An 18,327-nucleotide genomic window follows, 5' to 3' on the forward strand; every position below is an offset into this window, starting at 1 on the left:
CACATCCACTCAGTCGCGCCGACCACTGCAAGGAAGTACACATGACTACATCCGTCGCCATCGTGACCGGCGCCAGCTCCGGCATCGGACGCGCCGCCGCGCTGCGGCTCGCGCGGGATTTTTCCGCCATCGTCCTCGTCGCGCGCAGCGGCGAGAGGCTGCGCGAGGCCGCTCAGGAGATCGAAAGACGCGGCAGCACGCCGCTGGCGCTCGAGCTCGATCTCGCCGCGCCTGATGCCGCTGATGAAATCGTCAAGGCCACGCTGGATCGCTTCGGCCGCATCGACGCGCTGGTCAATGTCGCAGGCTCAGTGCCCGGGCTCGATCTGTTCGAGCTGACCGACCAGCAATGGGACGCCGGCCTCGCGCTCAAGTTTCACGGCGCGAGGCGGCTGACGATCCGCGCCTGGGACGCGCTGAAAGCGTCGCAAGGCGCTGTCATCTTCACGTCAGGCAATGCCGCCGTGCTACCCCGCGCCGGCGCCGCCGCGGTGGGCACGATCAACGCCGCGATCGAGGCACTTGCAAAAGCCTTCGCCGAGCGCGGCATCGACGACGGCGTGCAGGTGAACTGCGTGTCCCCGGGCGCCGTGATGACCGGCCGACGCCTCGCGATGCTGGAGAAGATCGCAGCGGCAAGGCAGCTCGATGTCGACGCGGCCAAGGCCGGCTTCCTCAGGCAGGCCGGCATCAGGCGGTTCGGCACGCCGGAGGAGATCGCCGACCTCGTCGCCTATGCCGTGTCGCCGCCGGCGCGCTGGATGACCGGCACCGTGCTGCGCATCGATGGCGGCGAGATCAGGACTGTCTGACATCGCCGCGCTATTGCCGATCCGCGCGCGGTCATGCTTTCGGCCCCTGCGCGGCGCGTGCCGCGAACATCGCGAGCAGCCGGCCCCAATCGCCTTCGGTATCAAAGATGCGGCGCATCTCGGCGGCGCGGGCGCCGTAACGGTCGAGCTTGCGGTGCTCGAGCTCGACGCGGGTGGCGTCCTTGCCGTCGGCAATGAAGCGCACCTCGATCTCGGTCTTCAGGTTCGGATCGTATTGCCAGTCCGCGGTGATATCCCACGACAGCACGAGGCGCGACGGGGGCTCCCAGAGCAGCACGCTGCCCCAGTCGCAGGTACTGCCGTCGTCGCCGCGTTCGTACCAGCGGCCGCCGACGCGCGGCTCCATGATTGCATCGACCGCATTGGTCTTGCCGATTTTGTAATGCGCGAGCGGCCACCACGTGCCCATCTGCTCGGTGAAGACCCGCCAGGCCACCGCCGGCGGCGCCTCGACATTCATCACCTTGCGGACGCTGTAGGGATCGTAATTGTCGGAGGTCGCTTGCATCGTCATCGGGATCTCCTCTCTTTGGCGGCTTCGCGTTCGGCCGCTTGCTTGAAGGCGGTCAGTGTCTTGTCCCAGAATCCGTCGAGCCAGCCGCGCAGGCTCTCCAACCCGCGGGTGTCGATGGCATAGAGCCGCCGCGTGCCTTCGATCCGCACCACGGCAAGGCCGGCGTCCTTCAGCACCCGAAGATGCTGCGACACTGCCGGACGGCTCACCTTGAGGCCGTCGGCGATCTCCTGCACCGATCGATTGCCCTCACGCAGCCGCTTGAACACCAGGCGGCGGGTCGGGTCTCCCAGCGCGTCGAGCGCGCGTTCGGCGCTGATCATAATCGTGTCGTCCGTTGTTGGATTTAACGTAAGTCTACACTTACGGTAAGTCAAGGCTAACGCTCTGTTCCAAATGAAACGGCGCGGCTCCGATCGAAGCCGCGCCGTTCAAATCGTCTTGCCGCAAGTGCAGGCGCTTACGCCGCCGTCACGCGCCAGATCACGTTGCCGACGTCGTCGGCCACCAGCAGCGAGCCGTCGGGGCCGAGCGCGACGCCCACCGGGCGGCCGTACGACACCTTCTCGTCGGGCGCGAGGAAGCCCGAAAGGATGTCGCGCGGCGGCCCCGCGGGATGGCCGTCCGCGAACGGCACGAACACCACCTTGTAGCCTGACAGCGTCGAGCGATTCCACGAGCCGTGCTGGCCGATCACCATGCCGTCGGGAAAACCCGGCAGCGTGCCCTGCGGCATCCAGCACAGGCCGAGCGAGGCGGTGTGGCCGCCGAGCGCGTAGTCCGGCTGGATCGCCTTGGCGACCATCGCCGTATCCTGCGGCACGCGATCGTCGACCGTCTTGCCCCAGTAGCAATAGGGCCAGCCGTAGAAGCCGCCGTCGCGTACCGAGGTCAGATAGTCCGGCGGCGTCTCGTCGCCGAGGCCGTCGCGCTCATTGACGACGGTCCAAAGCACATTGGTGCTCGGCTCCCACGCGATGCCCACCGGATTGCGCAGGCCTCCGGCGAAGATGCGGCTGGTGCCACCTGCGAGATCGAGCTCGTAGATCGCGGCACGGCCTTCCTCGACCGCAAAACCGCTCTCGGCGATGTTGCTGAGCGAGCCGACGCCGGCATAGAGTTTCTTGCCGTCGGCGCTCGGCAGCAGGCTGCGCGTCCAGTGCCCGTCGGGCTTGAAGCTGACGAGCTTGCGTCCCGGCGCGGTGATGCGATCGGCGCCCGCAGTGTAGGGAAAAGCCACGACGCCGTCGGTGTTGCCGACATAGAAGGTGTCGCCGACCAGCGCCATGCCGAACGGCTGGCTCAATCCTTCCATGAAGGCGCCGCGACTTTCGGCGACGCCGTCGCCGTCACGGTCGCGCAGCAGCGTGATGCGATTGGCGCTGACGCCGAGCGCCGCGGCGCGCCGCATCGTCGCCTGCATCGCGTAGTGGAAGACGCTGCGCGGCTTTCCTGCGATCTGCGTCGCCTCCGCGATCAGCACATCGCCATTGGGCAGCACATTGATCCAGCGCGGATGATCGAGCCCGGCGGCAAAGGCGTTGACCTTGAGCCCGGGCGCGGCGACCGGCTTCTGGTCGTTGTCCCAGCCCAGCGCCGTCGGCATCTTGAGCGTCGGGATCGCGCCCTGCGGTTTGGCCTGCGGGATCTCTGGCGCGCTACCCCAGGCGGGCGCGGGCTGCGCGCCCTGCATCCGCCGCCACGCCAGGGCGCCGGCCCCGATCGCCGCGACGACGCGGGCAAAAACTCCAGACGTGCTCATGAAACTTCCCCTGTAATTGCGCAGTGTTAGCGCGCCTTGTCATTCCCTTGCCGGCCGGCCGCGGCCTCTAGAGCATTCGCATAATGCCGCCCCTGATGACAGTAGTTATACGATCTTCGCAGCCGCGCACGAATCGGGGAGACTGGCTGCACGCTCCCTTGTCAGGGCGCTTTCCTCCCTGAGACCTTGCCCGCCGCAGTGGCGGGCTTCCTTTTACGAACCGCCCCGGTTTTTCGAGGCGCCGCTCGCGCATCCGCCGTTATAGCCATGGAAGCATAACGGGCCGGCGACGGATGCATCCTGCCGGGCAGAGCCCGGCAGTGCCCTCCCGGAACACAAGCCCCCTCACAAGAACCTGATCCCACGCTCGCGCAGATTTGCCCTTGCGAGATGCATGGCAGATCAGGAACGCCGCTCCATGGCGGTCGTTGGTCGGGACACCAGTAAGGAGAGTGTGAATGCAACGAAAGACCAAGATATTGTCCCTCGCCGCGGCGTCCCTGATCGCAACAACGGCAGGCGCGTTCGCACAAGGCTACTATCCTTATGGGAACCCTGGTCCGAGATATTACGGCGGCCCCCGCTATCAGGCCGTGCAGCCTGACGTGATGTACTCTCCAGCGGAGCCGGGCTGGTACGGTTCGTTCAACGGCACCAACCACCCGACGCCGAGCTCGACCCAGGGTGACGTGGGTCCTGAAGGGAACAACAACGGTACGCTGACCGGCGTCTACAGGCGCTGGTAGCCACGCAAGATTTAAGGTCCGTCGCTCAGCTTGAGCGACGGACCTTTTTGCTGTTCAACGTTCCACGTATGCAAAACGTGGGAACGTGAGGTTCGACTTTTCTGCTGAGGCGTTACTTCACCAACGCGCCATAGACGATGTCCTGCACATTCTCGCGATAATATTTACGCAGCTCGCCCGGCGCCGCGGTTCCCACCACAACGACAAGACGCTCCTTCGGATCGCAGAAGAACTGGGTGCCATAAGCGCCGTTCCAGGTAAACTCGCCGGGATTGCCCGGCACTGACGACAGCCCCTCGCTGGTCCGCACCGCGACCGACAGCCCGAAGCCGAATCCGCCGCGATGCGGTTCGACCGCCGCGACGTTGTTCCTGATCTCGGGCCCGAGATGGTTCGACGTCATGTGATGCACCGTCTTGGGGCTGAGGATGCGCTTGCCGTCGAGCTCGCCGCCGTTGAGCAGCATCTGCCCGAAGCGCAGATAGTCGCCGACGGTGGCGAACGAGCAGGCGCCGCCGCAATCGAACCTGGACGGTGTATCGAGCAGCTTGATGGCTTGCGGCTTGCCCGTGAGCGGATCGTTGGGGAACGGACGCGCCAGCCGCGCGCGCTGCGCCTCGGCCGGGTGGAACGTCGCATCCTTCATGCCGAGCGGCTTCCAGACATTGGCCGCGAGATAATCGCCAAGCCGCTGGCCGGAGACCTTCTCGACGACGGCGCCGAGCACGTCGATCGAGAAGCCGTATTCGAACTCAGTGCCGGGCTGATGCACCAGAGGCAGCTGGGTGATGCGGTCGATGAAGGCCTGGGTATCGCCCTCGACCGCCGGCGCGGTGCCGTCGGGATAGAGTCGCGCCAGTGCGCTCGAGCTGTCGGGCCGGCCGCCATACATCAGGCCGGAGGTGTGGCGATAGAGATCGTGGATGAAGATCGGCTGCGCCTGCGGCTCCATCTTCAGCGAGCCGTCGGCCTGCTGCACGCCGACCTTCATGTCGGCGAACGCCGGATAGAACTCGGCGACCCTGGCCTGCAGCGGCAGCTTGCCTTGCTCCATCAGCGTCAGTCCTGCAACCGCCGCCATCGGCTTGGTCATCGACGCCAGCGCGAACACCGCGTCGATCGGCATCGGCGTGCCCTTCACCGGATCGAGCTGGCCATACGCCTTGTAATGCACGAGCTTGCCGTCGCGCGCGATCGCCACCACGGCGCCGGGCACGCGCTTGGCCGCGATCTCGCGCGCGAAGAAGTCGTCGAGCCGCGCCAGCCCCCGCTCCGAGAAACCGGCCTGGTGCGCCGACGTTTCCGGAAGCGGCGCGGCGTGGGCGATGCTGACAGCAAGGCTAGTGGCGGCGGCAGCCGCGGCAATAACGGTTTTTCTCATTGTTTCCTCACCGGGGACCGCGGGCGATTTGTTATGGCGTTCGTTGCCCGCAGCTCGCAGGATTAGATCACGCCGGCAAGGGCGACAAGACTTCGCGGCGCGCGGCCGCGTCACGCCGGTGCATGCCTTCGCGAACAAAGAACGGCTCGACCTCGTGCTCGAACGTCTTCAGCGCCGCGCCGATCGCCTGGTGCATGTCGAGATATTTGTAGGAGCCGAGCCGGCCACCGAAAATGACATTCGGCCGCGACGCCGTCATGGCGTGATAGGAGGCGAGCATGGCGCGGTCGGCGGCGGTGTTGATCGGATAATGCGGCTCGTCGCTCCGGCCCGCGAAGCGGGAATATTCGCGATAGATCGTCGTCCGGCCTTGCGCATGCGCGCGCTCCGGATGCAGATGCCTGAACTCGTGGACGCGGGTGTACGGCACCTCGGCGTCGGCATAGTTGATGACCGCGGCGCCCTGGTAGTCGGCGACGTCGTGCACCTCGCGCGCGAAGTCGACGGTGCGCCAGCCGAGATGGCCGCAGGCATAGCCGAAGAAGCGGTCGATCGGACCGGTATAGACCACGAGCTGCCGCGGATTGATGCGGTCGGCGACGTCGAAATAGTCGACGCCGAGGTGGACCGCGATCCTGGGATGATCGAGCATCCGGCGAAAGATCGCGGTGTAGCCGTCTGCCGGCATGCCCTCATAGCGATCGGCGAAGTAGCGATCGTCGAACGTGAAGCGGACCGGCAGGCGGCCGATGATGTCGGCCGGAAGCTCACGCGGATCGGTCTGCCACTGCTTCTGCGTATAGCCGCGGATCAAGAGATCGTAGAGCGTGCGGCCGACCGAGGCGATTGCCTTGTCCTCGAGATTGCCGATCCCCGCGGCGCCGTGCGCGGCCGCCTCCGCCGCGATCACGACGCGGGCCTCGTCCGGCGTCATGGCGCGCCCGAACGCCGCGCACACGGTCGCAAGGTTGATCGGCATCGAATAGACGCGGCCCTTCGCCACCGTGAAGACGCGGTGACGGTAGCCGGTGAACTCGGTGAAGCGGTGCAGATAGCGCCAGACGGTCTCGGAATTGGTGTGGAAGATATGCGTGCCGTAGCGATGCACCTCGACGCCGCTGTCGGGGTCGAGCTCCGAATAGGCGTTGCCGCCGATATGCGGACGGCGGTCGAGCACGCAGACGGAGCGGCCGAGCCTGCTCGCCACCTGCTCGGCGATCACAGCGCCGAAGAAGCCCGCCCCCACCACGACGACGTCGAAGCCATCAAGCTGCATGCGCTCTCGCCCTCATGTCGGATCGCGACGGCGCCCGACGCAGCTTCAACGTGACGACACGGCCGTTTCCGGCGAAATAAATCCGCCCATCAGGATAATTCCGAGCCCGGAACGGCCGGCTCGGCCGTTCAACTGACAGCAAGCAAGGCGACGGAAATGCCCGCGCGAGCAGCAACACCATCAAGCGCGGAGGTCCCATGTCCGTGATCTGCGTCCTGTACTCCAGCAACACCACCTATGATTCGCTGCGCGGCATCCTGGCGATGGCCGCCGCCGAGTTCGACCGGCTCGGGCACGAGGTCAGGATGCTCGATCTGCTGGCGCCGGATTTCTCGGCCCGGCTCAACGCCCTGCTGCCGCGGCGTGCCGAGACCATGGCGCTCGGCTTCTCCGGCATTGGGCTCGATATCCATACCAAGGACGGCAGGCTGTTCTGGGACGTCGCCGAGATTCCCGTCTTCACCTGGTTCTGCGATCATCCCTGCTATTTCGCCATGCGTCACGGGCTCGAGAGCCGCTACACCGCGCATGGCTACGTGTTTCCGGACCATGCCGCATTCAACCGCGATCATCTGGGGGCCAACGACGCCGTGTTCGCGACTCATATGGGCATTCCCGATCCCGGCTTCTTCGGCGGCCTGCCGCCCGAGCAGCGCAACGGCCGGCTGATCTTCGCCAAGTCCGGCTGGAATCCGCTGGCGCTCGAGCGCGGCTGGCGCAAGACGATGCCGCCAAAACTGTTTGCGCTGCTGTTCGATGCGATCGCCGAGGCGCGCGGCAAGACCTGCGGCGCATTTCCGAAGATCATCGTCGACGTCGCCGAGCAGCACCTGGTTTATCTGAAGCCCGGCGGCGACCTGTTCAACGTGATCCTGACCCGGCTCGACAACTACACACGAGGCGTGCGCACCCGCGAGGTGGGTGCGGTGCTCGCCGACTATCCGGTCGACTTCATCGGCGGCGGCTGGAGCGATCTCGACGTCAGCGGGCGTCCGGCCCGCGTGCTCGGCGCGATGACCTTCGATGCGATGCGCGAAGGCCTCGGGAGTTACCTCGCCGCGGTCTCGCTCAATCCCAATATCGATCTGTCGGTGCATGACCGGGTGTTCTTCGCGCTCGGCGCGGGCACCGTACCGGTGTTCGACGCCAACCGCTTCTCGGCCGCCGAGATGCCGCATCTCGCCCGCTTCAGCTTCGGCCAGGACACAACCAGCATCGCCGCCGCCGTCGAGGCCGTGCTGGCCGATCCCTCGGCGGCGCAGGCAGCGGCCGCGACCACCTTGCGCGAGCTTTATCCGCGCTTCTCGATGCAGCGGTCGGTGCAGGACATCCACGAGATCACGATGTCGATCGCGGGCGCCGCCGGCGGCAGCTTGTTGCCGGCTGAGCCGGTGCCGGCCGGCGTCTGGACGCCGAAGCAGGCGGCCTGATCGCGCGCCATTTCCATGGCCGCGTCGCGCCCGCTACGCTACCATGCGCCCGTCACTCCGATCGGGGCCAGCATGAACCGCCGCGCGTTTGTCTCGGGACTGGCCGTTGCCGCGGCGCTGGCGGGCTTCGCCGTGCCGGCTGCGGCCGACGGCAAGCGGGTGGCGCTGGTGATCGGCAACGGCGCCTACAAAAGCGTGCCGGCGCTGTCCAATCCGCCGAATGATGCCGGCGATATCGCAGCAGCGCTGAAGCGCCTCGGCTTTACCGTGACGCTCATCACCAATGCCGGCTTCGACGAGATGCGGCGCGGCCTGATCGCATTCGGACCCAATGCCGCCGGCGCCGACATGGCCGCGGTGTACTTCGCCGGCCATGGCATGGAGATCAACGGCGACAACTGGCTGATCCCGGTCGATGCCGAGCTGAAGCGCGATACCGACGCCGCCAATGAAGCGATCAGCCTGCAAAGCGTGATGCTGCAGGTCTCCAACACCACAAGCCTCGGCCTCGTCATCCTCGATGCCTGTCGCAACAATCCGTTCGCGGCGAAGATGCGCCGCTCGCTCGCCACCCGCGCCGCCGCCGGCAGCGGGCTCGGCCGCATCGAGCCGGTCGGCAATATGCTGATCGCCTATGCCGCACGCGACGGCACCATTGCGCTCGACGGTGACGACCGCAACAGCCCGTTCGCCGCGGCGCTGCTCCGCAACATCGAGACGCCGGGCGTCGAGGTCACCTTCATGTTCCGCAACGTCCGCGACGACGTGATGGAGGCGACGCGCAACGCGCAGCAGCCGTTTGTGTACGGCTCGCTGTCACGCAAGGCGATCTACCTCGTGGCCGCTCCGCCCGCCGACGCCGCCGCCACGAAACAGGCGAACGCTGCGCCGGCAGCCGCCGCATTGTCAGCGCCATCGGCGACAGCAGCCGGCGCGATCGATCCCGCGCTGGTCGGCACCTGGGAGATCATGGTGCCGGGTGGCCGCGGCCAGTCGCGCTGGATCTGGAAGATCATGGCCGACGGCACCTATCAATTCCACGCCGAGCCCTCCCGCGCCGCGCGCCCGCACGAAGGCACCGTCAGCTTCGCCAACGGCCGCTGGACGCTGCATGCGCTGAGAGGACTGAGGAACTACAGTGACGGCGGCTCCTACGAAATCCGCGACGCCATTGCCGTGATCACCGGCAAGCTCGGCACCGGCTATTGGAAGCGCAGTATGGAGTGAGTGGGCGCGGCGCGACGGTGCAGCCGCAAGCCTCACTCCTTTCATAAATCCAGTTCACCCGTAGCCGGATAGACCACCGTGCCGTCGCCCTGGACGACGGCGCCTTCGGTAAGACGGGCGGGCTCGAGGCGCCCCTCCCCCATGATGTGGACGACCGTCTCGCCGGACGCGATGAGGTAGTCGGCGACGATGCGGCGGTGGCAGCGCCACCACACGGCTTCCGAGCACATCATCGCACAGCGTTGCCGGCGCCCCTCGTCGCGCAGATGCTGGAGCGCCGCATGAAACTGCGGCGACAGCGCATAGTCGGCGTAGTTGTGAAAACTCTCGTTGCTCCAGAACCCGTTGACGGACGGCGCCACGCTTCGCGCCTTGCCGCGGAGCCCGCCGAGATCGGCCAGATGCTCATACGAGATGCCCGCGGCCTTAAGCGGCTTGGGCAGCGTATCCTTGTTGAACTGCGGATTGGTTCGCGACCGCGGCACCGTTCGGATGTCAACGATACGCTCGATCGTGGCCGCGCCGAGGAGAGCGATGAAATCCTCGAGGCTGCGGGTGGAATGACCGATCGTGAAGAACGGAAGCGCCACGTCTTTGCTAGGCATGATGCAGCGCGCTGCCCTTGTGGGCCGCGACATGATCGGTCTTGTCGCTCTTGATCTCGTATTGCGGATCGGCTTCCGAGGCGCGGTGGGTGTGCCCCTTGTAGTCGAAATCGCTGATGTGGACCGCGATGATGGTGCCGGAGACGCGGCCGGCCTCGGAATTCCAGCTGACGTGATCGCCGATCTTGAATTTCCTGGCCATCGTTGCAGGCTCCTTCAGGCGCGAAAAATTGATCGTACGATACGCCGCCAATCGACGACACGGGACTAAAAAAGCCCGCCGGAGCAAACGAGCTCACAGCCGGCCAAGTTCCTGCCTCGCGTTGGGGTTCAAGCGCAAACTGATGGTCTGCGTTGCGGCATCCCGGAAGCTTGCCGCCGCCATCCGGAATTCGATAGCGGGATTGATCGACGAAGCGACACCGGCAACGGACGCAGCAAGTTGCAAGTTATATGGCTCAACGCGCAAGCCTAACGGAAGCTCGGTCAAATTCCCTCGTTACTTACGTGGATCCGCGGAATCAAGTTGCCGCTCTGCTCAGATCTTCTCCTTCGAGGGCCGCCGCGGATCCAATGCCGACATTGGTCACGATTGCCCTCGCCTGCAACATCGACATGCTCAGAGGACGAATGCGATCGACCTGGCAATATCTGACAATGCCGACCAGCGGCGTCGGCGCCTGCGGAACGAAGACAGCCACCCAGTCGTTCTCGAGTGTCTCGAGGAGATATCCGAGCTGCCAGCCACCCTCGACGTTCACCAGCACCGGCTTGAACTCATCGCTGGCGCCTTCGGCCTGAGCAAGGCCTTGAGCCATACTCTTCACCATCTGGTACTGCGGAAGGCTGCCAAGAAATGATTTTTCGACCCACGCGCTAATCCGAGAGCCGGTTTTGGTTCGCGCGACGATGCCGGCGAGGAACGACACCAGGATCAATAAAGCCACTGCCACGACTGTAACAATTCCAATGCCCGCGACCTTTCCGATCTGGTCGAAATGAAGGGCATGAGACACCGGAAGTGCGGCCTTCACCGCCAGACGCATCGCGTGGCTGAGAATCGCCAGTACAAGAGCGACGGGCAGGAGAAACAGTGCGCCTCCGATTAAGGTCGTTTTCAAAAACTCCTTCATTGCCGCGCCCTCTCCATTTGCACACGCCGTTTGAAACCGGGCCTTTCGCCAACAGCCGAAAGAACTCGCCCGGATCGACAAGAACGGCCATGGCCACCGGGCGTCAACAGACCGCCCACGTCGCCACAACCATCGCGTCCTGATGCGGATCATTGCGATGCTTGGCGAGTGAACGGGCAGTGCAGCGAGACATCCCGGTCTCGCCGCACCGGTTGCCTCGGGGAGCCGCCGATCATTTCTCGTTCTTGAAGAGAACGTCGATGGCCTGGATCACCTTGAGTTTCGGGTGGGCCTTGCAATACACAATGACTTCGTGCTCGCCGGATTTGGTCCGCGTAATATGGGCAAAATGCTTCTTCGCGAGGCCGTTGTACCAGCCGCTGTACCAAATCGCGAGAAAGTCGGCGTCCTCCTGATAAGTGTTGGCGAGTTGCGCGCAGGTCAAAGCCTGCACATCAATGAACCCTTTCGAGTCCATGTAGGTCGAGAGCGGGACCTGGGCATGAACAGAAGCAATCGAGATGACGAGAGCGCCAAGGCTCAGCCCAATCTGGTTCATGAAGGATTTGCGTTTCATGATTAGCTCCTCTTGATTTTGGTCCACCACCCAAGCCAGCGAACACTTTGAACAAACCGATCATTTCTGCGATGGGTCGGCCGTTGCGCTCGCCGGAGCGGGCGAGCGAAGCGACTCGTAGGAGATGTAGTACTTGTAGATCTTGCCGACGTACTGAACCGTCTCCTGCCCGACGATCGCAGCCGCGCCGTTCTCGACATTGTCGAACCAGACGGTCGAGTCGAAGCCGTGCTTGCTCGCATAGTCCCGGAAACGCTTCAGGTTTCCCGGGCCTGCATTATACGCCGCCAGGGCCATGAACACGCGCTCGCGCGGATCGGTGACCGAAGCGTCGACATAGGTATCCGCCAGGTAGCGCAGGTATTTGGAGCCGGCGTGGATATTGGTGTCGGCGCTGGCCGCGACGCCGGTGATCTCGATCGGTTTCTCCTTCGCGGTACTGGGCTTGATCTGCATGATGCCGGTGGCGCCGGAGGCATTGTGGCAGGCCTGGTCGAGCTCTGACTCCTGATAGCCCTGTGCAGCGAGCAGGACGGGGTCGATGGAGTATTGCACCCCGTACTTTTCGAAAGATCCGCGCAGCGCCTTGAACTTCTCCGCCTCGGTGTGCGCGAGGGCGTTCTTCAGCGGTTTCGCCGTCTTGAAATAGCGTGCACGCAGGTCGTTGCCGAACTCAGTTCCGACTTTGTGAGTACTGACGAATTCAGCGAGCTCCTTCCTGAGCGCCGGACTGTCCTTGCGGATCGCCCAGGCGATGTCGCCGCCTTCGTTGATCGCAATATCGTCGCGCACCGTCAGCCCCTTCAGGAGGCCCGCCCACGCCTGCGCCTTGAAGCGGTCGACGACGGCCCAGGGCAACAGGCCGGTGCTCACCATCTTCAGCAAGTCCTCGTCCTCGAGGTTCTTGTCGGCTGGCTTGACGACGATGCGTTCCAGCCCCTTGGCTGCCCGGTCCGCATTGAGCGCGTTCAGGTGCTCGAAATAGCTGCTGGCTTCCCGGACGAAAATCGTCTTTCCACCGAGCTCGTTCAGCGAGCCGATGCTCGGCGCCGCAGATCCCGTCACGAGCACTTCGCGAACGCCGGATGCCCAAGGATCAGCGAAGTCAACCAACTTGCTCCGATCCGGCATGACCGTGAGCAGGCCGGCGGCGATATCGCCCTTTCCGGCGATCAAGTCACCCAGCAGTCTGTCGCGCCTGGTGGGGACGAAGCCGACATAGATCCTCTGCTTCTTCTTGCCGTACCGCTTGTTCAGCCAGCTTTCGAACTCGGCGCCGAGCTCGGCTTCGAAGCCGAGTGTCTCGCCCTTGTCGATGAAGAACGATGTCCTGTCGGTCGGCACGAGGATGCGCACGAGTTTGCGCTTCAGCATGCCATCGAAGTCGCCCTCCCAGACCTTCAGGGACGGCAGCGCCAGAACCTGTGGATCGGCCCTGGCGGATTTTTCTGCCACGACGACGGCGGCGGCGGTTGCGAAGGCCATGGCGAACATCCTGGAACTTGCGCAGGTTGATGAAGAATTCATGATCCAACCCAATCATTTGAAACGTGCCGCTGAAATCTGCCTGGACGTTACCTCTCTTCGTGGAAGATGTATTGTAATTATGCAGCAACCTGGGCGTCGCAGATGTCGACGCGCGAGCCCAGGCACTCTGATCAGCGCCGCCGGCCACCGCCATGGAAACCGCCCCCTCCCCGGAAGCCGCCACCTCCGCGGAAACCGCCCACGCGGCCGCCTCCGTGGAAGCCGCCGGCCCGCATGCCGCCGCGAATCGCGGCCGGCCGGCCGCCCGCGTGAACACGTCCGCTGACGCGCGAGCGCGTGACGCTCCTGTGCGAGACCGCCGCGCGATTGCCCGCACCCGTACGCGCATGCGTGACACTCCTGCTGCTGGTGCGGCGCGATACCGAGGCACCGCGATTGCCGGCGCGTTGCGAGACCGCGGTCCTGGCCCGGCCGGCACCCGCATTCGAGATCCTGCCGCCGGGACCACCGGTGCGATTGCGCAGCGCCTCGCGCGCGGCGGGGGTATTGCCACTGCCGAACCGCCTCGCCACGCCGGCATCGCGATAGGCGACACCGCCGCGATGCGCCGGATTGTGGGCCCAATTGGTGTTTCTGATGTTGGTGCGGTTGAACTGGTTATATCGGTTGACGTTGACGTAGACGTTGCGGCCCCACCAGTTGCAGCCGCCCCAGATCGCAGCGCCGACGGCCACGCTGGCGGTGAAGCCGATCACGCCCGCGGCGACATAGCCTGGCGGAGACCAATAGAACGGCTGGTAGTCGGGATAATCCCAGGCCCCGTAGACGACACCGGGATCGTAGACCGGGACGTAATACTGGTCGGGATCGACCGGCTCGATCGAGATCGCCTGCTGCATGCCGGAGGGCGCGGTCACACCGGCAGGAGGCGCGCTCTTTATCACCTTTTGCTGCGGCGTCGACTTGAGATTGCCCGCGGCCTCCGCGCGCTGGCGCAAGGTCTGCACGGCGCTCATCACGTCCTGCTCCTGCGCGAGGAAGGCATCGCCAAGCTGCTGGGTCCAGTCGAGCTTGTCGTTCATCATCTGAAGAACCTGCGGCACCGCCGCGAGGGCCTTGACGCTCGGATCCCACGACTGCTTCTGCATGGCATCTTCGAGCGCCTTGCCGGTGACGGTCTTGTTGTCTTGCGACCAGCGCGCCGCCTCGACGACTTCCAACGGATAGGTCGATGCCATCAGGATCTGCGACAGCAGCGCGTCCGGGTAGAGCGCGATCGGCGCGACCAGTTGCTCGATCTGTCCGTTCGGAAGCTTGCTGGCTGTCGGGGCCGGCGCCGGCGCGGCAGCCTGGTCCTGGGCCGGCTTCTGGTCCGCGGGTGTCTGCGCGTATGCCGAGCCTCCGAGCATCAGGCCAACCGCCAGCGCCGCGTTCGCAATGGTGAGCCGGCGCAATCCTGGAAGAAGTCGTGTCATGATGCCTCCTCGTTCTTCGTCTCGCTTGCATCACCGGCGGCGCCGGCGCGCTCCGCGGCGCCGGGCGTCAGCGATGCCTACGCAATCGTTCGGCCTCTATTCAAAGCGGAACATGCGTTTCCAGTCGTCCTTTATGCTGACAACGATCCAGCCATTGGAGTTCGCCGCGTCGAGCGCCTTGTCGAGTTTGCCGAATGAGGACTTCCGATCGTATGCATATTCTCGTTCGGCATCGGTGTGATGCACGATCAGGCCGAAGCGTTTCCCCGATGATTGCGTCGCCCATTGCAGCATCTGGAAGTCGCCGTCCGAATTGCCGAAGGCCGCGATCGGCCGGCGGCCGATATGCGAGTTGATGCCGACCGGCTTGCCGGGTCCGTCGTCGACGAGATCGATCGCCGGCAGCCGGATCAGTGTCGGTTTCCCCTTGTCTATCTCGAACTTCGTCTTGATGCTCGATCCGACGACCTGCTCCGGCGGGATGCCATAGACCCGCTCGCTCCATGGCCGCATGAACTCGATGCCGCCGCCCGAGACAATGAAGGTCTTGAAGCCATTGGCCCGCAGACAGGCGAGCAGTTCCAGCATCGGCTGGTAGACGAGATCGGTATAAGGCCGGTTGAACTTCGGGTGACGCGCCGACTTGATCCAGTCGCCGGCGATCTGCGCGAACTCGGCCGTTGTCATGCCGGCATGGGTCGCCATGACCAGTTCGACCAGGCCCTTCTCGCCGGCCTTGGCCAGCGCTGCGATGTCGTTGTCGAGAACCGCCCTGAACGGCTGCTTCTGCTTCCACTCCGGATGTTTGGGGGCGAGGGACTTCACCCGGTCGAGCGCAAACGCAAGCTGCACATACATCGGCTGCTCGCACCACAGCGTGCCGTCATTGTCGAATGTCGCGATGCGTTCCGGCGCCGGCACGAAATCCGGCGCTCCTTCCTTGGTCACCGCGGCGACGAAGTCCAGGATCGACTGCTTCGCCCGGCCGTCATTCCAGGAAGGAAGAGGATCACTCTGCGCGCGTGCGATACGGCCGGAGACCGACAGCGTGGCCGCCGACACCAGCAGACCGGCCAGGATCGTACGGCGGTCAACCAAGCTTCCGTTCACGAATCTCCGTCCTCCACTTCAGCCGTTCAGAGAGGAACGACCCCCGAGAGTGGGGGCCGCTCCATTTGCATCGATCAGTTGCCGGTAGGCAAGCCGATCTGGAAGCCGTCCTTGGCGAGTTGATCCCTGAAGAACGCGAACCGCTCATACTGTTGGATCGTGATCGGTCCCGCGTAGGTCTCGCTCTGAATCTTCCGTGGCGGATACTTCACATAGGTCTGCATCAGATCCTTGATCGCAGCATTGATCGAAACCAAGGACCAGGTGTGCTCGGTGTAGTTGTTCATGAAGATGTCGTACCGCTCCTGGGGGTCCTGCCAGAGATCGAAGACCTGCGGAACGGTCGCCACATAGGACTCCGGCCCCTTCCAGCCGAGGTTGCTGTCTACCGCCAGGCCGCCGGTCTTTGCGCCGTTGTCGCCGCGCAGATTGAACACCGCTTTGTAGTTGCCGACACGGGCGGCGCCAGGCGAGAGCTCGGATTCCGTGAAATAGAACCAGTTCTTGCGCTCGGACTTGCCGGTTCCGAACAGGATCGGCGACATATCGATGCTGTCGAAGATGATAGGCTTACCCTCGCGATCGTTCTCCGGCAGCTTCACGCCGGCGAGCTTTGCGAAGGTTGCCATGTAATCGAGGCCGCCGACGATGTCGGAATTCTTCGTGCCGGCCTTGATGCCTGGGCCCCATGCAAGGGACGGGACGCGGTTGCCGCCCTCGCGAACCGTGCCCTTGGTGCCGCGGAACGGTGTGTAGCCGGCGTCCGGATAGACGTCCTGCCAGGCGCCGTTGTCCGTCGTCCAGAACACATAGGTGTTCTTGTCGAGGCCGAGGGACCGCACCTTGTCCATGATACGGCCGATACGCGTGTCGTTCTCGACCACGGAGTCGGCATACTTGCTCTTGGACATCGACTTGCCCTGGAATTCGGGCGCCGGCATGTTGGGCTGGTGCACCTTCATGAAGTTGATGCTCATGAAGAACGGGCCCGATGACTTGTTGCGGTCCAGATACTCGAGCGAGGCCTTCTCGACGTAGTCGTCGAAGAAGGGAATGCCGACCACGCCCTTGTCCGGCGTGTTGACGTACTGGCCGTTGATCTTGAAATCTTCCTTCGCCGGCTGCCCGGCATTTCCGGAAAGTGCGCCTTTGGTGACCTTCTCGAACATCGCCCTCAATTCGGGGTCCATGTCGGGAAACCAGGTCGGATCGGCGTAGGTGTACGCATTGAGATGATAAAGGCCGGCATACTTCATCTCGTCGTAGCCTTGCGCGCTCGGCAACGCATAGTCGGCCTCGCCAAGGTGCCATTTGCCCGTGAAGAACGTTTTGTAACCGCCGGTCTTCAAAACCGAGGCAAGCGTCCATTCCGCCGCCGGCATGCCGCCGCCCTGGCCCTGGAACGCGACGGTCGTCATGCCGCTGCGATTTGGAATTCGGCCGGTTTGCACCGCGGCACGTCCAGGCGTGCAACTCGGCTGCGCATAGAAGGACATGAATTGCAGTCCTTCATTCGCGAGACGATCGATGTTCGGGGTTGGCATGCCGCGATTTTCGCCGCCGCCATAGGGCCCGGAGTCACCATAACCGAAATCATCCGACAGGATCAGGATGATGTTCGGCTTTGCGCCGCCGGCCGCGCTCGAGGGTTGCGTGGTCCCTTGCGCCTGGACGGTCTCGATGGGCGCCATCGCCGAGAAGGCGGCGATGGTGGCGAGCGAACTCGAGGCAGCGAGCAGGTTGCGGCGGCTGAAGGTGTCTGTCGTTGTCTTCTCAGTCATCACTTTCTCCCTGAACGTGTAATGCAGCGAAATCCGAGATGGCTGGTCGACGTATCGATCGGCTCGGCATGGCGCGCCGCCGGTCGATAGCGCCGGCAATAGTTCGGCGCGCAGAGATGCGAGCCGCCCTTGATCACCTTGCGCGGTATCCTGCTAAGCGGCAGCGACGGATCGTGGCTGTCATGCTCGCAGCCGCCCCGCGGGTTCTGGGGAATGCAGCAGGCCTTCTTTGCATCGGCGCGGTGTTTCGGAGCCCACCAGTCGCTGGTCCACTCCCAGACATTGCCGATCATGTCGAACACGCCATAGCCGTTCGGCGGATAGGTCATCACCGGCGAGGTGCGCGCATGGCCTTCCTCGCACCGGTTCTCGAACGGAAAGTGACCTTGCCACGTATTGGCTTGATGCACGCCGCCCGGCACGAATTCATCGCCCCAGGCATATTCAGCGCCATCGAGGCCGCCGCGCGCAGCAAACTCCCACTCTGCTTCGGTCGGCAGATCCTTGCCGGCCCATCGCGCATAGGCGAGTGCGTCAGCATGGGTGACGTGCACCACGGGATGGTCGTCCAGCGACTTGATGTTGCTTTTCGGACCGTAAGGATGCCGCCAATTCGCGCCCTTGAGCAGCGTCCACCATTGGCTGTAGTCGCGCAGATCGACCGGATAATCCGGAGGCGTGAAGACCAGCGATCCGGTGAAGAGCATGTGCGGGAGCGCATCCGGATAGTCCTTGGGATCCGGCGCGACCTCGGCGAAGGTGACGTGGCCCGCGGCACGCACGAACGCCTTGAATTGCCGGTTCGTCACCGGCGTGCGGTCCATCCAGAACCCGTCGACGCTCACCATGTGGGACGGCGCTTCTTCCGGATAATGCCGATCCGATCCCATGCGAAACGTGCCGCCGGGAATGAAGATGCTGTCTGACGCGCCGGTTTCGTCCACGTTCGCGACCGGCCTCTCGGCAATATTCAAGAAGATCGCCTCCAG

At 64.3% G+C, this 18,327-nt stretch carries 19 protein-coding genes; 4 read left to right on the plus strand and 15 right to left on the minus strand.

Annotated features, from left to right (window positions below; genetic code table 11):
• Positions 1 to 41 precede the first annotated feature (41 nt).
• On the plus strand, positions 42 to 812 hold the full coding sequence (locus tag ACVI1L_RS09185) for an SDR family oxidoreductase (RefSeq protein ID WP_076827323.1): 771 nt from the start codon (positions 42 to 44) through the stop codon (positions 810 to 812).
• 31 nt (positions 813 to 843) lie between these two features.
• On the opposite strand, the gene ACVI1L_RS09190 is transcribed toward ACVI1L_RS09185, so the two are convergent.
• The 3 genes from ACVI1L_RS09190 to ACVI1L_RS09200 form a co-directional block, all read right to left on the minus strand.
• On the minus strand, positions 844 to 1,347 hold the full coding sequence (locus ACVI1L_RS09190; RefSeq protein ID WP_225646597.1) for an SRPBCC family protein: 504 nt from the start codon (positions 1,345 to 1,347) through the stop codon (positions 844 to 846).
• Positions 1,344 to 1,670, minus strand: coding sequence for an ArsR/SmtB family transcription factor (locus tag ACVI1L_RS09195; protein ID WP_141340053.1), 327 nt, complete (start codon positions 1,668 to 1,670; stop codon positions 1,344 to 1,346). The genes ACVI1L_RS09190 and ACVI1L_RS09195 overlap by 4 nt, the downstream gene beginning before the upstream one ends.
• Positions 1,671 to 1,807: 137 nt before the next feature.
• Positions 1,808 to 3,109: a PQQ-dependent sugar dehydrogenase gene (locus ACVI1L_RS09200; RefSeq protein ID WP_456782745.1), complete on the minus strand. Its 1,302-nt coding sequence runs from the start codon at positions 3,107 to 3,109 to the stop codon at positions 1,808 to 1,810.
• Positions 3,110 to 3,567: 458 nt separating this feature from the next.
• Here ACVI1L_RS09200 and ACVI1L_RS09205 point away from each other — a divergent pair, with 458 nt between their 5' ends.
• The gene (locus ACVI1L_RS09205) at positions 3,568 to 3,855 is read left to right on the plus strand and encodes a hypothetical protein (RefSeq protein WP_075969423.1); all 288 of its coding nucleotides are present in this window, start codon (positions 3,568 to 3,570) and stop codon (positions 3,853 to 3,855) included.
• Between the two features lie 112 nt (positions 3,856 to 3,967).
• On the opposite strand, the gene ACVI1L_RS09210 is transcribed toward ACVI1L_RS09205, so the two are convergent.
• Together ACVI1L_RS09210 and glf are read right to left on the minus strand one after the other, a co-directional pair.
• Positions 3,968 to 5,236, minus strand: a complete 1,269-nt coding sequence (locus ACVI1L_RS09210) for a serine hydrolase domain-containing protein (protein WP_456782746.1) — start codon at positions 5,234 to 5,236, stop codon at positions 3,968 to 3,970.
• Positions 5,237 to 5,303: 67 nt separating this feature from the next.
• Positions 5,304 to 6,512 carry a UDP-galactopyranose mutase gene (gene glf, locus ACVI1L_RS09215; RefSeq protein WP_456782747.1) on the minus strand — a complete coding sequence of 403 codons (1,209 nt, stop codon included), beginning with the start codon at positions 6,510 to 6,512 and terminating at the stop codon, positions 5,304 to 5,306.
• Between the two features lie 197 nt (positions 6,513 to 6,709).
• Here glf and ACVI1L_RS09220 point away from each other — a divergent pair, with 197 nt between their 5' ends.
• Together ACVI1L_RS09220 and ACVI1L_RS09225 are read left to right on the plus strand one after the other, a co-directional pair.
• Positions 6,710 to 7,942, plus strand: a complete 1,233-nt coding sequence (locus tag ACVI1L_RS09220) for a hypothetical protein (protein WP_456782748.1) — start codon at positions 6,710 to 6,712, stop codon at positions 7,940 to 7,942.
• Between the two features lie 72 nt (positions 7,943 to 8,014).
• On the plus strand, positions 8,015 to 9,169 hold the full coding sequence (locus tag ACVI1L_RS09225; RefSeq protein ID WP_456782749.1) for a caspase family protein: 1,155 nt from the start codon (positions 8,015 to 8,017) through the stop codon (positions 9,167 to 9,169).
• A 41-nt stretch (positions 9,170 to 9,210) separates the two neighbouring features.
• Here ACVI1L_RS09225 and ACVI1L_RS09230 read toward each other — a convergent pair whose 3' ends face one another.
• From ACVI1L_RS09230 to ACVI1L_RS09275, 10 genes are all read right to left on the minus strand, one after another.
• The gene (locus tag ACVI1L_RS09230) at positions 9,211 to 9,774 is read right to left on the minus strand and encodes a DUF488 domain-containing protein (protein WP_168857746.1); all 564 of its coding nucleotides are present in this window, start codon (positions 9,772 to 9,774) and stop codon (positions 9,211 to 9,213) included.
• A complete protein-coding gene (locus ACVI1L_RS09235; RefSeq protein ID WP_456782750.1) occupies positions 9,767 to 9,976 on the minus strand; it encodes a DUF2945 domain-containing protein in 210 nt (69 codons plus the stop codon). Before ACVI1L_RS09235 ends, ACVI1L_RS09230 begins: the two co-directional genes overlap by 8 nt.
• A gap of 93 nt (positions 9,977 to 10,069) precedes the next feature.
• On the minus strand, positions 10,070 to 10,264 hold the full coding sequence (locus ACVI1L_RS09240) for a hypothetical protein (RefSeq protein WP_456782751.1): 195 nt from the start codon (positions 10,262 to 10,264) through the stop codon (positions 10,070 to 10,072).
• Between the two features lie 31 nt (positions 10,265 to 10,295).
• Entirely contained in the window at positions 10,296 to 10,907 is a 612-nt protein-coding gene (locus tag ACVI1L_RS09245; RefSeq protein ID WP_456782752.1) for a DUF502 domain-containing protein, read from the minus strand.
• A gap of 232 nt (positions 10,908 to 11,139) precedes the next feature.
• Entirely contained in the window at positions 11,140 to 11,484 is a 345-nt protein-coding gene (locus ACVI1L_RS09250; protein ID WP_456782753.1) for an HdeA/HdeB family chaperone, read from the minus strand.
• A 60-nt stretch (positions 11,485 to 11,544) separates the two neighbouring features.
• Entirely contained in the window at positions 11,545 to 12,969 is a 1,425-nt protein-coding gene (locus tag ACVI1L_RS09255) for an MltF family protein (protein ID WP_316398593.1), read from the minus strand.
• Between the two features lie 173 nt (positions 12,970 to 13,142).
• A complete protein-coding gene (locus ACVI1L_RS09260) occupies positions 13,143 to 14,447 on the minus strand; it encodes a DUF3300 domain-containing protein (RefSeq protein ID WP_456782754.1) in 1,305 nt (434 codons plus the stop codon).
• 96 nt (positions 14,448 to 14,543) lie between these two features.
• Positions 14,544 to 15,557 carry an HAD family hydrolase gene (locus ACVI1L_RS09265; protein WP_456782755.1) on the minus strand — a complete coding sequence of 338 codons (1,014 nt, stop codon included), beginning with the start codon at positions 15,555 to 15,557 and terminating at the stop codon, positions 14,544 to 14,546.
• Between the two features lie 74 nt (positions 15,558 to 15,631).
• The gene (locus ACVI1L_RS09270; protein WP_316398590.1) at positions 15,632 to 17,338 is read right to left on the minus strand and encodes an arylsulfatase; all 1,707 of its coding nucleotides are present in this window, start codon (positions 17,336 to 17,338) and stop codon (positions 15,632 to 15,634) included.
• Positions 17,338 to 18,312: a formylglycine-generating enzyme family protein gene (locus ACVI1L_RS09275; protein ID WP_456782756.1), complete on the minus strand. Its 975-nt coding sequence runs from the start codon at positions 18,310 to 18,312 to the stop codon at positions 17,338 to 17,340. Before ACVI1L_RS09275 ends, ACVI1L_RS09270 begins: the two co-directional genes overlap by 1 nt.
• Positions 18,313 to 18,327 lie beyond the last annotated feature (15 nt).

Source organism: Bradyrhizobium sp. USDA 4516, from assembly GCF_054055915.1.

Coding starts and splice junctions, on each gene's coding strand:
- ACVI1L_RS09185 (WP_076827323.1), top strand. CDS start 42: ATGACTACATCCGTCGCCATCGTGACCGGCGCCAGCTCCGGCATCGGA.
- ACVI1L_RS09230 (WP_168857746.1), bottom strand. CDS start 9,774: ATGCCTAGCAAAGACGTGGCGCTTCCGTTCTTCACGATCGGTCATTCC.
- ACVI1L_RS09200 (WP_456782745.1), bottom strand. CDS start 3,109: ATGAGCACGTCTGGAGTTTTTGCCCGCGTCGTCGCGGCGATCGGGGCC.
- ACVI1L_RS09235 (WP_456782750.1), bottom strand. CDS start 9,976: ATGGCCAGGAAATTCAAGATCGGCGATCACGTCAGCTGGAATTCCGAG.
- ACVI1L_RS09210 (WP_456782746.1), bottom strand. CDS start 5,236: ATGAGAAAAACCGTTATTGCCGCGGCTGCCGCCGCCACTAGCCTTGCT.
- ACVI1L_RS09245 (WP_456782752.1), bottom strand. CDS start 10,907: ATGAAGGAGTTTTTGAAAACGACCTTAATCGGAGGCGCACTGTTTCTC.
- ACVI1L_RS09270 (WP_316398590.1), bottom strand. CDS start 17,338: ATGACTGAGAAGACAACGACAGACACCTTCAGCCGCCGCAACCTGCTC.
- ACVI1L_RS09190 (WP_225646597.1), bottom strand. CDS start 1,347: ATGACGATGCAAGCGACCTCCGACAATTACGATCCCTACAGCGTCCGC.
- ACVI1L_RS09195 (WP_141340053.1), bottom strand. CDS start 1,670: ATGATCAGCGCCGAACGCGCGCTCGACGCGCTGGGAGACCCGACCCGC.
- ACVI1L_RS09255 (WP_316398593.1), bottom strand. CDS start 12,969: ATGGCCTTCGCAACCGCCGCCGCCGTCGTCGTGGCAGAAAAATCCGCC.
- ACVI1L_RS09205 (WP_075969423.1), top strand. CDS start 3,568: ATGCAACGAAAGACCAAGATATTGTCCCTCGCCGCGGCGTCCCTGATC.
- ACVI1L_RS09250 (WP_456782753.1), bottom strand. CDS start 11,484: ATGAAACGCAAATCCTTCATGAACCAGATTGGGCTGAGCCTTGGCGCT.
- ACVI1L_RS09220 (WP_456782748.1), top strand. CDS start 6,710: ATGTCCGTGATCTGCGTCCTGTACTCCAGCAACACCACCTATGATTCG.
- glf (WP_456782747.1), bottom strand. CDS start 6,512: ATGCAGCTTGATGGCTTCGACGTCGTCGTGGTGGGGGCGGGCTTCTTC.
- ACVI1L_RS09225 (WP_456782749.1), top strand. CDS start 8,015: ATGAACCGCCGCGCGTTTGTCTCGGGACTGGCCGTTGCCGCGGCGCTG.
- ACVI1L_RS09260 (WP_456782754.1), bottom strand. CDS start 14,447: ATGACACGACTTCTTCCAGGATTGCGCCGGCTCACCATTGCGAACGCG.